Annotated in this window: 14 protein-coding genes and 2 pseudogenes; 4 read left to right on the top strand and 12 right to left on the bottom strand. The window is 64.0% G+C overall.

Translation table 11 applies throughout. The features are described 5' to 3' along the window. Nucleotides 1-28: 28 nt before the first annotated feature. The 5 genes and pseudogenes from CXY82_RS12485 to CXY82_RS12470 form a co-directional block, all read right to left on the bottom strand. Entirely contained in the window at nucleotides 29-841 is an 813-nt protein-coding gene (locus CXY82_RS12485; protein ID WP_104101612.1) for a phosphate/phosphite/phosphonate ABC transporter substrate-binding protein, read from the bottom strand. Then, nucleotides 838-1,434: an acyl-CoA dehydrogenase family protein gene (locus CXY82_RS18080; protein ID WP_233199333.1), complete on the bottom strand. Its 597-nt coding sequence runs from the start codon at nucleotides 1,432-1,434 to the stop codon at nucleotides 838-840. The genes CXY82_RS12485 and CXY82_RS18080 overlap by 4 nt, the downstream gene beginning before the upstream one ends. Continuing rightward, nucleotides 1,435-2,022, bottom strand: a pseudogene (locus tag CXY82_RS18660) (acyl-CoA dehydrogenase family protein); the annotation flags it as partial. A gap of 6 nt (nucleotides 2,023-2,028) precedes the next feature. Beyond that, nucleotides 2,029-2,424: a hypothetical protein gene (locus CXY82_RS12475; RefSeq protein WP_104171196.1), complete on the bottom strand. Its 396-nt coding sequence runs from the start codon at nucleotides 2,422-2,424 to the stop codon at nucleotides 2,029-2,031. Next, a complete protein-coding gene (locus tag CXY82_RS12470; protein ID WP_104171195.1) occupies nucleotides 2,421-2,957 on the bottom strand; it encodes a DoxX family protein in 537 nt (178 codons plus the stop codon). The genes CXY82_RS12475 and CXY82_RS12470 overlap by 4 nt, the downstream gene beginning before the upstream one ends. A gap of 224 nt (nucleotides 2,958-3,181) precedes the next feature. Between CXY82_RS12470 and CXY82_RS12465 the strand changes: the two are divergent. Then, nucleotides 3,182-3,469, top strand: a pseudogene (locus CXY82_RS12465) (zinc-binding dehydrogenase); the annotation flags it as partial. 3 nt (nucleotides 3,470-3,472) lie between these two features. On the opposite strand, the gene CXY82_RS12460 reads toward CXY82_RS12465, so the two are convergent. After that, complete coding sequence (locus tag CXY82_RS12460) at nucleotides 3,473-4,207, bottom strand: SDR family oxidoreductase (RefSeq protein ID WP_104171193.1); 735 nt, start codon at nucleotides 4,205-4,207, stop codon at nucleotides 3,473-3,475. A gap of 286 nt (nucleotides 4,208-4,493) precedes the next feature. On the opposite strand from CXY82_RS12460, the gene CXY82_RS12455 reads away from it, so the two are divergent. Further along, on the top strand, nucleotides 4,494-5,198 hold the full coding sequence (locus CXY82_RS12455; protein WP_104171192.1) for a hypothetical protein: 705 nt from the start codon (nucleotides 4,494-4,496) through the stop codon (nucleotides 5,196-5,198). Nucleotides 5,199-5,240: 42 nt separating this feature from the next. On the opposite strand, the gene CXY82_RS18070 is transcribed toward CXY82_RS12455, so the two are convergent. The 6 genes from CXY82_RS18070 to CXY82_RS12430 form a co-directional block, all read right to left on the bottom strand. Then, nucleotides 5,241-5,627, bottom strand: coding sequence for a DUF808 family protein (locus CXY82_RS18070; protein WP_233199331.1), 387 nt, complete (start codon nucleotides 5,625-5,627; stop codon nucleotides 5,241-5,243). 17 nt (nucleotides 5,628-5,644) lie between these two features. Then, nucleotides 5,645-6,052: a DUF808 family protein gene (locus tag CXY82_RS18065; RefSeq protein WP_233199336.1), complete on the bottom strand. Its 408-nt coding sequence runs from the start codon at nucleotides 6,050-6,052 to the stop codon at nucleotides 5,645-5,647. A 57-nt stretch (nucleotides 6,053-6,109) separates the two neighbouring features. Continuing rightward, on the bottom strand, nucleotides 6,110-7,051 hold the full coding sequence (locus CXY82_RS12445) for a Brp/Blh family beta-carotene 15,15'-dioxygenase (protein ID WP_104171191.1): 942 nt from the start codon (nucleotides 7,049-7,051) through the stop codon (nucleotides 6,110-6,112). Beyond that, nucleotides 7,048-8,247, bottom strand: coding sequence for a lycopene cyclase family protein (locus CXY82_RS12440; RefSeq protein WP_104101590.1), 1,200 nt, complete (start codon nucleotides 8,245-8,247; stop codon nucleotides 7,048-7,050). The genes CXY82_RS12445 and CXY82_RS12440 overlap by 4 nt, the downstream gene beginning before the upstream one ends. A gap of 133 nt (nucleotides 8,248-8,380) precedes the next feature. Continuing rightward, nucleotides 8,381-9,004 carry a LysE family transporter gene (locus CXY82_RS12435; protein WP_104101588.1) on the bottom strand — a complete coding sequence of 208 codons (624 nt, stop codon included), beginning with the start codon at nucleotides 9,002-9,004 and terminating at the stop codon, nucleotides 8,381-8,383. 50 nt (nucleotides 9,005-9,054) lie between these two features. Beyond that, nucleotides 9,055-9,948, bottom strand: a complete 894-nt coding sequence (locus CXY82_RS12430) for a DUF808 domain-containing protein (protein WP_104171245.1) — start codon at nucleotides 9,946-9,948, stop codon at nucleotides 9,055-9,057. Nucleotides 9,949-10,145: 197 nt separating this feature from the next. On the opposite strand from CXY82_RS12430, the gene CXY82_RS12425 reads away from it, so the two are divergent. Both CXY82_RS12425 and CXY82_RS12420 read left to right on the top strand, forming a co-directional pair. Beyond that, the gene (locus tag CXY82_RS12425; protein ID WP_104171190.1) at nucleotides 10,146-10,712 is read left to right on the top strand and encodes a PadR family transcriptional regulator; all 567 of its coding nucleotides are present in this window, start codon (nucleotides 10,146-10,148) and stop codon (nucleotides 10,710-10,712) included. Nucleotides 10,713-10,749: 37 nt separating this feature from the next. Continuing rightward, a complete protein-coding gene (locus CXY82_RS12420) occupies nucleotides 10,750-12,456 on the top strand; it encodes an AarF/ABC1/UbiB kinase family protein (protein ID WP_233199330.1) in 1,707 nt (568 codons plus the stop codon). Nucleotides 12,457-12,586 lie beyond the last annotated feature (130 nt).

The following is a 12,586-nucleotide window of genomic DNA, read 5'->3' as shown; positions in this document are numbered from 1 at the left end:
AGTCCCGCGCCTACCGGAGGGCTCGCGGTCACCATCGGTCCGATACTTTCTGTTCCCGCACGGCCGCGATGAGCGAGGCATACCCGTCAAGTTTCGGCGACACCCACGCCCGCAGGCCTTCCATCTCGAGGATTCGCTGATGTTCGAGGTTCTCCCAGTCCATCGCGAATAGGTTTGCCACCCACTCGTCCGACCGGTCGATCGTCAGCGACGGCATGGCGGTAAAGGTGCAGTGGCTGTACTCGGGGGAGATCCAGAAGGACTCGAACGCGCCGGGGAGGAGCTCACCGCGACCGATCGCTTGCCACGTGTTGATGCCGATCGCCGCAGCATCCGCCCGATCCTCGAGCACCGCGCGAAGGGCGTCGAGTTCGCTCCTGCCCGTATCACCGTGTTTCCCGACATCGCTATTGATGCGAGTGAGATCGACATCCGTCTCGCCGATCCCCGCCTCACGCAGAAAATGCACGGGAAGGATGGCGGCTTGCGCTGAATCGCGTGACCCCAGGGCAAGTCGACGTCCACGAAGACTCTCCAGCCCGGTGAAACCGCTGCCTGCTCGGGCGACGAACACCGTCTGGAACACAAGGTCCGTATCCCGGGACGCGAGTGCACGGCATGCTCCATCCGTCTGGGCGACGGTGCGCACCCAGGCCAGGTTGGTATTCCACGCGAGATCGATTGTTCCCGTGATGAGGGAGTCCACCAGACTCGCATAATTTGAGAACAGCATGAAGTCGATCGGCGTTGAGGTCTCGGCGAAGTAGTCTCGCATCCCTTCCCAGATGGGTACGACATTGGGAGAGTACGCAACGGAGCCGATGATCAGGGGCGCACTCATGCTGCAGCACCCGCAGAGGCAGTGTCACGAGTTTGGGCGGCGGGTGCCGCGGCGGTTTCCGGGGCGTCGAAAAGTGGGCGGCCAGTGATCGCCCTGCCGTAGAACTCATAGAGCACATCGGATGTCGGAGCCATCACGTGGCCCGCGCGGGCATCGCGAAAGTACCGATCTATTTGCAGGTGCTCCGAGAACGCCGCACCGCCGCAGACGCGCATCGCGGCATCCGTAATTCGCAGCGCGGCATCGTTCGATGATGCCTTGCTGCCGAGCACGAATAGGGGGGTATCCTCCTGCGGGTCAGCCACGCGACCAGCGGCCCGATCAAGGTACGCGCTCGCATTCGCGAGATCGATTGACATCTTCGCCAACTGCGCCCGAATTGTCGGTAGCGCTGACAGGCTTTGGTTGAGATGCTCCAGCCGGGTTCCCACCGTATGCCTCACCGCTGCGTCGACGGCCGCACGGCTGAGCCCGATAGACACAGCCGAGTTGCCGAGATTGAACCACGGCAAAACAGAACTCATCATGAGCCCGAATCCGCTACCGGCCGTCCCGAGACGGAATCCCTCGGAAGAATCCATGTCGATGGTCATCGGGCTCGAGGAGTTCCCACGCAATCCCATACCGCTCCACGGCCGGTCAACGCTGAGCCCCGGGCTATCTGCCGGGACCGCGAACAGGTCGACGGTCTCGGCATCCGCAGTCCCGGTAGAGATGATGTAGACATCCGCGTGGCCTGCGGAGGTCACCCAACTCTTTTTCGCAGAAATATGCATTCCGTCTGACGTCGAGGTCGCGCGCGACACCGGAGTCCAGAAGTGTGAGCGGGAACCCGCTTCAGAGAACGCGAGGGAGGCAAGAGAGCGACCGCTGGCGAGATCCTCGAGGAGTGCGGGCATCCCCGCTGGCGGTGCGGCTGCGACGGGCATGGAAGCGCTCACATGCATCAGATAGATCATGGAGGTCGACCCGCACGCTCCCGCAAGCTGGCTGATGACCTCAACGAGCTCGCGTGGCCCCGCACCAAGACCACCAACCTCAGTGGGCAGAGTGAGTCCGAGCAAACCGGACTCGCGCAGGGCCGCCACGGCCTCATGTGGAAAACGCCCATCCGCATCTACTGCGTGGGCGTGAGTTCGTGCAACGTCGAGCACGGGCTGAACGCGTGAATTCAGGTCCATTGAGGCTTACCTTTCGTCGGAATCGTGGGTGCGAATGAGCGAACGGACAGCGCGGGCGAGCATGAGAAGCCCGATGCCGAGACCACCGGTGACCGCCATGGTAGAGGCGTCGCCCCCCAGCGGCCTGAAAGACGCTGCGAGCCCTGCGAGTTGCACGAGCGCGGCGACGGTCAGCAGAACACCGGCGGCAGCGTAGAGCGCGGGGCGCCGAGTGGTACCGCCGACGATGGCGAGTGTGCCACTCACAAGTAGAACGACAGCACCAGTTGCCCCGATGTGCACGAAGTCGAATTCGGTCGGAAGCTGGGCGCCGAACACAAAGCCCGCAAACACAAGTGAGGCCAGGCCGAGAAGAACGCTACCGCGGTCGAAGACGCTCGAGCCGGCTGGTGATCGCCTCATGACAGCCTCATCATCAGTCGGGCTGCGCGCCCTGAGGATTGCACCCACTGCTGGCGAAGGACACCGTCGATTCCATAGCTTCGCCCAGCTGCGGTCGCGAAGATCGCGAGGTGAGCGAGCGCCATGAGATAGTACGACCAGTGCCATTCGTTCGGGGCGAAAAGTACTGAAAGCGTGATTGCCAGGGTCTGGCCGATGCCGACGACAGCCCAGAAACGCGTGGCGAGGCCGATGAGCAGAAAAGCCCCGAGTCCGCCTTCGACGAGGAGGGTGAACCACCCGAAGACCTCGATATTGGGCAGGATGACGGCTTCGACGAGTGAGGAGTAGGGCGGTAGAACAGGATGGGCGATCGCCTCGCTCGCCCAGAAGTAAAGTCCGTTCTCCTGTGCTCGGCCGAAGTCCGGAGGGATCTTCCAGGCGACATTCTGGATCCACATCAGTGCAACACCGACGCGGAGCACCGCGACCATAACCCCTGTCGCGCGGGAGACGGGAACCGCGACAACCGGCGCATCATTGACTCGGGACATGAGAACCATTCATCTCCAGCATCCAAGCGGCACGGACAGCAAACCGCAATACCGAGAAGATGGAAAATCCCAAAAAAAACTTCCCATCGAAATCCCATCATTTGCCCGACCGTGTTGTGCCATCCTTTCGGAAACGGCCTCTGACGCGCAGGCCGAGACAAAGCGACTGAAGCAGCAAATCGTCGAGTTGGACTATTCAGTCCCGGTAGGCGCTTGCTTCGGACGGCCGCTATTTCTGCGTTGGCGGAGCAGTGCCCACGCTTCTGGGGGACGCGACGATCGGCCTTGCGCTTGGCCTGCTGACCGGGCGCCGGATGGGTGTCCTTGCCCTCAGACAGGGACCGGTTCACTTCATGCCCGCCGCCGAGCTGTCTGTCGCCGGCGACCTCCGCATCCGAGTCGATCGCACCTTCACGCTCGACCAGGTGCCGCAGGCACTCGCCTACGTGGGCCAAGGGCGTGCGCTCGGCAAGGTGGTCGTCACTCCGCAGGGGTCAAAACCGGCGACCTGACGCTCACACGTTCAGGACTTGCCCAACCGTCGCACCGCCGTCGGCGATGAATTCGGTGCCCGTGGAGTAGGTTGCGTCGGCGACCAGGTACAGAATCAGCTTCGCCACCTCCTCAGGCTCGCCAATGCGCGGGATCGGCTGCCCGGCGTACATCTCCAAACTTTCCATACCGGCGGTCATCGGTGTACGGATGCCGCCCGGGTGCACCGAGACTACGCGGATGTTGTCAGCGCCGAGATCCAGGGCCGCGGCTTTTGTAAGTCCGCGCACTCCCCACTTGCTGGCAACGTAGGCGCTCAGGTTGGAGTAGCCCATGATTCCCGCGGTGGACGACACGTTGACGATGACGCCTCCGCCGGCAGCTTTCATTGATTCAGCGACCGAGCGGATGCCCAGAAAGACTCCGGTCAGATTGATGCCGATGACGCGGTTCCACTCCTCCAACTCTGTAGTGGCAACAGGCGTGAACGCGACGATTCCGGCGTTGTTGATGAGGATGTCAATGTGACCGACGGTGGAGTCGACGTCGGCCACCACCTGCTTCCACTGCGCCTCGTCTGCCACGTCGAGGTGTCGGTAGACGCCGTCAATCGAATCTGCCAGCGCCTGGCCGGCGTCATCGGCTATGTCGGCCACGATGACCCGGGCTCCCTCTGCTGCCAGCAGCGTCGCATCCGCCGCGCCCATGCCCACGGAACCGCCTGTCACCAGCGCGATCCTGCCGTCGAGTTTTCCCATGATCGGTCTCGATTCTGTTTTTCTCGCCCCGCTCGGGTCGCAAGACGAACGTCTCGCCACATTAGCCACGTTCATTGACAGCGGGCTACGTTGGCGCCATGCGAAAACTCTTCATCTCGGCACGAGATCAAGAAATAGAAGCAGAAGTATGCTCCCCTGACGATGAGCGTCAGGACGAGCGGGGGTGTGGAGCGGAGTGCCAGTGTTGCTCTGGCCCGCATGATAAATTCGAGTGTTCCGGTACCGGAGCATGACAGCACGCAGAACATCATCGAGAGGCTCAAGCATGAGCGAGAAACTGAGCTTCCGAGTCCGACGCCTCAATAAGAAGCATCGAACCGCTTTCGTCGCGTTGTTCGCTGAACACCCGCAGGCCGAAGTCGATGACGCGCCTGAGATCTATTTCGACGACACCATCGAACTTCAAATTGAATCCATGGCTCTGGCCCTCGTCGCCGAAACCGATGACGGCCGGCTTCTCGGCGCTCTTGTCACCGAACCGGACAGCTACGTCGACGAAAATCAGCTCGACGAAGACTCCACCGACGATGACATCGACGATGCAATCGTCAGCGACCACGGCACCGCCGTCTTCGAGTTGCTGATCACCGGTGGATCCGCGCAGGTGTGCCGGGAACTCCTCAACACTCTCGCACCGGCCCTCACCACCCGCGGTTTCGCTCAGGTGCATGCCAGCGTCCCACCAGATCTCGCCGAGGTGTTCCGCGGTCAAGGCTGGGTTGTCCTGCCAGAAAACACGGGCATCGCATGGATGGGCATGGACCAGTCAGACGAGCAGGTGCGCGACTATGAAGCGATCCCGAGCAGCTCGCTGGCCGCGTTCCTCGTGATCGACCCCAACGTGTACATGTCTTGGCCGTATGACGCTCCTGACAACCCCGAAGATGATGACTCGCGACAAGAGAACATCGCCACAGGCATGGAGGAGTTCGCAGCCCGGGTAGAGGCAGAAGCATCCTCAGATTCTTAGTGAATGACGGCGAGCAGCACGCCGACGCCCACGAGGCTCTCGTCAGGCCGCTACGCGGTCTGTCCGATTCCGTTCCAGAAAGTGCGACACTCCGGAAAAGATCGCGACAATGATCAGGCCCAGAATGAGCCCGAACACGGCCGACATCGCAGTGTCGGCTACCCAGACGACGACAGGACCGGCAGATTCGATCGAGCGCGTGACGGCATGCACCACGTCGTAGGCGCCGTGCCAGAAGGTGTCGGCCAGTTTTGCGATCACCAGGAGGCCGCTGACCCACAACATCGCGACCGTTCCGATGACGCCGATCACCCGGAACACGGCCGGCATTGACCGCACGATGCGCGCGCCGAGGCCGATCACCGCCAGGGCGCCGAGCGTCAAACCGGTCCCGAAATCGGGATCGAGACCCGCCAGTGCGATGAGCATGATCTCTGTGCTGAGGATCAGGTCGGTGGAGTAGGGCCGAAGACGAGTTTTCGCTCATCCCGCGGTTCAGCGTCGTCAGTCTCATGGTGGGCGCCGAACCATTCGGTGACTTTCTCCGCACCCTCGAAGCAGAGATAGCTGCCGCCGATGATCAGCAGCCACGGCAACACCCATGGCGCGAATGCGGAAAGGAGCAGTGCGAGCGGGATGATGATGAACTTGTTGAACAGGCTGCCGAGTGCGATCTGCCTGACAACGTGGAGTTCGCGTGCCGGTGTGAAAACCCGAACGTACTGTGGGGGGACGGCCGCGTCGTCGATGACGACTCCTGCGGTCTTAGCACTCGCCTTGGGGGCGGCGGTAAGTACGTCATCGACTACGGCGAGCAAGCCGAACGAGATCTGGACCTCCTCGAATGGGGGCATCACCCTGGTGGGCGACGCAGTGCTGACCACAGTTCCGCTCGGCACGGGCAGGAGATGTCAAAGCAGAACCGCACCAGCTGCTCGTCGCTGACGAATTTCGTAGGTCACCACCATCATGTGCGGCACGGTGAGCCCTGCCAGACCGATGAACACCAGCTGCAGGATCTGCTCGCTAAGAACGCCGCCGGGGCCGAACGCGACGAGGAAGACCGCTACCGCGAGGAGGGGGACCACGGTGTAGACCACGACCAGGAGGGCCGTCTGCCGTCCGCCGCCCCGCTCCTCCTGGAATCCTCCCTTCAAGTGCCGAAAACTGTGCAGTGCGCAGAAATACAGCACGAAGAAGACCAGCGGTTCTGTGGCCAGGCCGAGCACTGTGGCGAGCACGATCTCAACGCTCTCACTCGGCCGGTGTCGCAGGGCGACCAGGGCAGCGATCATCAGACCTGCCACGGCGATCGGCCCGAGCCACTCCTGCACGCTGGCCACCACTGCGCCTCCGTCACCGGACAGCACCACGTAGATTGCGCTGACCTGGTCAGGATGCGACAGCGCCGGCACGGTGAGCAGCCCGAATCCGGCGAGAAAACGCAGCCCGACCGACCGGTCCGCATTCCAATCGGAGCCGAAGTGCAGCGCCGACACGAGCAAAAACGCGACCAGGCTCAGCACGGGCGCGACCAGCCAGAGCAGCACCACGCCGACCACGACCAGAATGTAGACCGCGTTGAACCCGGCGAAGCCCAGCGGAGTGCGCCACAGCCCAGCCCGGCGCGCGATCAGTGGATCGAGAGCGCCGTGGGGCAGGCCCAGCACACCGGCGAGGATGCCCAGCAGCACGATTTGAACCGTGGGCGAGGGCATGGGAATGCCCAGTCCGACCACGGCCAGAATGACCAGGGCCAGGCTGGAGAACACCACCGTCTCGGCGGGCGCGCGCCGCCGCCGCGGCGTGACGCGGGCGGCCTCGCTACGGGGAGGAGCGGTCTGATCGGTCATCGCTGCACGCTGGTTTCTGTGGTCGGCGTCGGTCTGGTGGCCGGCAGGGTCTGTGCCGGGCTGAACGCCGCAGGCGCGGCCACCTGGGCAAGAAAAGGGGTCCACGGCAGGCTCGCGATGATGCGTGCGTAGTCCGTGGGCCGGGCGCCGTCGCTGAGAAAACGCACCAGCGCGGCGGGGGCAACGCCGCGGGCGAGGGCGAAAAAATACTCCGCGGTGCGTTCCGGATGCGCCCGAACGGCCTGCAGAAAGATGCGATCGAAGGCGCGCCTCGCCCGAGGTTCGTCTGGGTGGCCCACCGCACCCTGGCCAGCGAGCAGGCTCTCCGTGCAGAGTTGAGCCCAGCGCTGAATGCGCAGGAACCCGTAGCCCGAGGCAGCCCGCAGCGCCCCGCCGGCATTGCCGGCGTGCACGACCCCGGGGATCGGCGACGCCGTCTGCCGGCCCAGACCCATGGCCAGCACGCCACCCTCGGTGCGCACCCGGCGGGCGTCGGCCAGGCCGAGCCCGGTGAGTACCTCGTCGAGCTCGCCGACCAGGCGCTCCCGCTCTATCGGCGCCGTGCCGAAGCGGGTCCACTCCACGATCGCGCGGTTCCGGCCGAGCGGCAGGGCGTACACAAAGCTCAAACCCTCGGCGTCGGCGTCGAGCGACCCCATCAGCGTGACCTCGCCGAGCTCGAACGGCAACGGATGCTCACGCTCCAGTTCGAAGCCCACGAAGCTCTGGTAGAGCATCGACTCGGCGGCCCGTGGTCGGGTGTCAACCACCTGACGGGCCAGTAGAGGGCCCGCGCTCGTCTCAACCCGAACGCCGCCGGGGACTGCGTCGACCGTCTCGGCGTGCACGCCGAGGCGCAGGTCGACGTTCGCAGACTCGGCGATGTCGGCCTGCGCGCTCGCGTAGAAATCACTGCCCCGAATGTACTGGTAGGCCAGCCCGGGTACCCGATGCCGAACGGTGAGGCCCGCCGCATCCGAAAAGGTCCAGGTCTTCCAGCTTCGTGAGACCAGGTGTGACAGGTCGTGCTGTTCCGGTCGCCAGAAGCACCAGCTGCGGTCGTCCTGATAGGCCGTGCGGGGTTCCAGCACCACGACGCGCAAACCGGAACGTACTCGGGCCAGCCGGGCGGCCAGCGTGAGACCGGCGAGTCCACCACCTAGTATCACGAGGTCGGCGTCCACGGCAGGCGTCATCTGTGCTCCTTGCTCTCGATCACGTCCGAGGTGCCAATGGGACGATCTTCGAACATCCTAGTGGTCTTGGTATGTGATTTTTCGGCTGCTCACCCGGCTGCGAAAAACACGTTCAACCGGTGGTTTGGACTCCTCAGTGGAGGACCGCGAGCAGCACGCCGACAGCCACGAAGAGCACACCGAAGACGCGGTTCAACACGCGCTGGCCGTGATCGTCGCGGGTGAATCGCGCGAATGAATGCGCTGTTCCGGCGAAGAAGAACCACATCACCAGAATGTCGATCGCAACGACGGTGGCCGCGACGATCAGATACTGGGTCGGCATCGGCCTGTCCACCCGGATGAACTGGGGCAGGAACGCGAGGAAGAACACGATCGCTTTGGGGTTGAGCATGTTCACCCACAGCCCGCGTCGGAACATCGACCAGCGGGGCTCATCGCTCAGGGCCCGGGTGCGCTCGCCATCGAGTTCCGGCTTGGCCAGAAACTGACGGATGCCCAGGTAGACGAGGTAGGCGGCACCCGCGTAGCGAATGACGTTGAAGGCGATCGGAGAACCGGCCACGAGCAGACCGACACCGAGTGCCACGATCACGATGTGGATGAGAAGCGCGGCCTGCTGGCCGAGGATTCCCCAGATGGAGCGGCGAAAGCCCGCGTTGAGAGCGTTGCTCATGGTGTTGATCGCCCCCGCACCGGGCGTGAAGCTGATCAGGGTGCCCGCGCCGACAAGGGCCACCCACAGGGAGAACTGCACCGGGACATCCTCGTTTCATGCTGATTGCGGCTTGCCAGCCGGCGACGGGGTCAGGCCGTTACGCGGTGGGACCGATTCTGCTTGCGAAGGCGCGAGATCCCGGACAGGGCCGCGACAATGATCAGGCCGAGAATGAGCCCGAAAACGAGCGACATCGCGGTGTCGGTGACCCAGGCAATGATGGGTCCGGCAGGTTCGACCGCCTGCGTCACGGCGTGCAGAACGTCGTATGGAACGCTCCAGATCGTGTCGTTCAGGTTCACGATCACCAGGTGGCCTCCTACCCACAACATGGCGACCGTGCCGATGACGCTGATCACTCGGAACACGGCCGGCATCGATCGCACAATGCGCGCGCCGGTGCGTCTGACCCGTCGTACCGGGTGCTTCATCAGCGTCAGCCCGATGTCGTCGATCTTGACCAGCAGGGCGACCGCGCCGTAGACGAGCGCCGTCATCCCCAGGCCGATCACGACCAAGGCGCCGAGCGTCATCCAGATCCCAAAATCGGGATCGAGACCCGCCAGTGCGATGAGCATGATCTCCGTGCTGAGGATGAGGTCGGTGCGAATAGCACCGAAGACGAGCTTTCGCTCATCCCTCATCTCAGTGTCGTCAGTGCCGTGATGAACTCCGAACCACTCGGTGACTTTCTCCGCACCCTCGAAACACAGATAGGTACCGCCGATGATCAGCAGCCACGGCAACACCCACGGCGCAAAGGCGGAGAGGAGTAGTGCGAGCGGGATGATGATGACGAATTTGTTGAACAGGCTACCGAGAGCGATCCGCCACACGATGGGAAGCTCGCGCGCCGGTGACAGTCCCTGAACGTACTGAGGCGTGACGGCCGCATCGTCGATCACGACGCCTGCGGTCTTCGCGCTAGCTTTGAGAGCGGCGGTGAGTATGTCATCGACAACGGCGAGCAGGCCGACGGACATCTGGTTCTCCTCGGATTCAGGGGCGTCGTCCTGGTGCAGGGCGACGGCAATGGGGTCAACATTACCGCGCGGCAGGGTGGGCACAGGCGCCTCTCAGACGGTGGAAAGAAGATTGACCCTGGTTTCGCCATCACGTCGCGAACGATATATCGTTAACTATCGCCGAGCCGGATGGCTTCGGCGCTGAGGAGGACATCATGAGTGGTTCATTTATGGGTGACGGGTTCGGGGCACGCCGGGGCGGTGCTGGTGAGGGCTGGCCCAGCGGGATGTGGGATGCCATGGAGCAGCTGCGCGGACAGTTCGACCGCAAGGCCGGTCCGAGAATGGCACGCGGGGACGTGCGTGCGGCGGTGCTTGCGCTGCTCGCCGAGAAGCCGATGCACGGCTACCAGATCATTCATGAGATCGAGGAACGCAGTAATGGCGCCTGGAAGCCGAGCCCCGGCTCGGTGTACCCCACGCTTCAGCTGCTTGCGGACGAGGGCCTCATCAACGCCGAGGAGTCCAACGGTCGCAAGACCTACTCGCTCACGGAGGAAGGTCGCGGGGCAGCGGATGCCATGGCCGACCAGCCGGCCCCGTGGGAGGCCCAGAGCGCTCGGGACACCGGGCGGGCGACCGCGCTGCCCAAGGCCGGCATCGACCTGGCTCAGGCCGCCGCGCAGGTCGGGCGATCCGGCAACCCGGAGCAGGTGAAGCAGGCTGTCGCCATCCTGGATGAGGCGCGTCGCAAGCTGTACGCCATCCTCGCCCAGGACTGACCGAGTGCCCTCAGCACGTCGGCATCACGGAGATCAGGTGACCGACGTCGCAGACTTGCGCGCCCGCTCCCGCCGGATTTTGCGGTTCGCCGCCCTGTATTTGGCGCAGACGTGGTGTTACGAGGTCCTTCTCCCGCGGGTCGGGCTCGCGCGGGTCGCGGCACGAAGCAGATCGGCGCGACTGCAGCACATCGCGCAGCGCTTCCACGTGCTCGCGGTCGACCTGGGTGGCCTCATGATCAAGGTCGGCCAGTACATGTCGTCGCGCCTCGACGTGCTGCCGCCGGAGATCACGAAAGAGCTCGAAGGTCTGCAAGACGAGGTTCCGCCGGTGCCCTTTCCGGCGATCCAGGCCGTCGCCGAAGCCGAGCTGGGTGTGACGCTCGAGCGTGCGTTCTCTTACATCGATCCCTCGCCGCTGGCCGCAGCATCCCTCGGTCAGGTGCACCGCGCTCGGCTGTCGGAACTGGATGCCGCCGAGACCGGCCTGCTCGACGTCGTCGTCAAGATTCAGCGGCCGGGCATCAGCGAGATCGTCGAGGTCGACCTCGGCGCTCTCCGACGTGTTGCCCGCTGGCTCAGCCACGTGCGTCTCGTTTCGGATCGCGTCGACATGCCCGCCCTGGTCGAGGAGTTCGCGTTCACGAGTCTTGAGGAGATCGACTACCTGCACGAGGCGGCAAGCGCCGAACGGTTCGAGCAGAACTTCGCAGACGACCCCCGGGTCAGCGTTCCCGAATTGGTGTGGGAGCGCACCACGCGGCGCGTGCTGACCCTCCAAGACGTGACCGCGATCAAGATCAACGACGTCGACGGGCTGAGGGCAGCCGGAATCGACCCGTCAGAAGTTGCCGAGGACTTCGCGGCGGTCATGTTCGACCAGCTCTTCGTCAATGGCTACTTCCACGCCGACCCGCACCCCGGAAACATCTTCGTCACGCCGCTCGCCGCCGGTGTACCCGGAGCGGACCACGGCCGGGCCTGGAAGTTCACCTTCATCGACTTCGGGATGATGGGCGACGTGCCCGATGTCCTGCGTCGGGGCCTGGTGAATCTGCTCATCGCCGCCGCGTCACGGGACGGAAAAGGGATGGTGGACGGCATCCGCGAAGTGGGTGTGCTCCTGCCGTCCGCTGACACCGCCGAACTCGAGCGCGCGATGACGAAGCTGTTCGCCCGTTTCGGCGGGATGGGTTTCGCCGAGTTGCAGGATGTCGACCCGCGCGAGTTCCGCGCCTTCGCCATCGAGTTCGGTGATGTGGTGCGCTCGCTGCCGTTTCAGCTTCCGGAGAACTTTCTGCTCATCGTGCGCGCGATGTCGCTGACCTCGGGAATGTGCAGTTCGCTCGACCCCGCCTTCAATATCTGGAATTCCATCGAGCCATATTCCGCCCGATTGATCCGCGCTGAGGGCGGGAACGTGGTGCAGGCGACCGCAAAGCAAGTGGCGTCGGTTGCGGCCATCATCGCGCGGCTTCCCCAGCGGCTCGACAGCCTCACGACGCGATTCGACGACGGTACCGTCTCGGTGCAGACTCCCCGGATCGAGCGTCGCTTGGTCATCATCGAGCGAACCGCACGTCAGATCGTCTCGGCAATCCTCTTCGCCGCTCTGCTGATCGGCGGCATTCTGCTTCGTGCCGAAGATGTCGTGCTCGGAACGGTGCTCGTAGCCGTGTCCGCGCTCCCGCTGTTGCACGCCCTCTTCGCCGGGCTATCGGCGCGGCGCGGACCGCTGCTCTAGTCCCGACTGCGAGGAACGCCATTTCGGTTACTGAAATGCCTATGTCTGGTCAGAACGAAAAGCGGGATGCGGGGTTGCCGTCGGCCTCGAGGTCACGACGCGCGCCCGGTCGCCCAATTCACCGCGGCGG

The organism is Cryobacterium sp. M23 (assembly GCF_002929655.1).
In the GTDB taxonomy this organism is placed as follows: Bacteria; Actinomycetota; Actinomycetes; order Actinomycetales; family Microbacteriaceae; genus Cryobacterium; species Cryobacterium sandaracinum.
The sequence above is the reverse complement of the archived record's forward strand: the minus strand, read 5'-3'. Positions and strand labels throughout refer to the sequence as shown.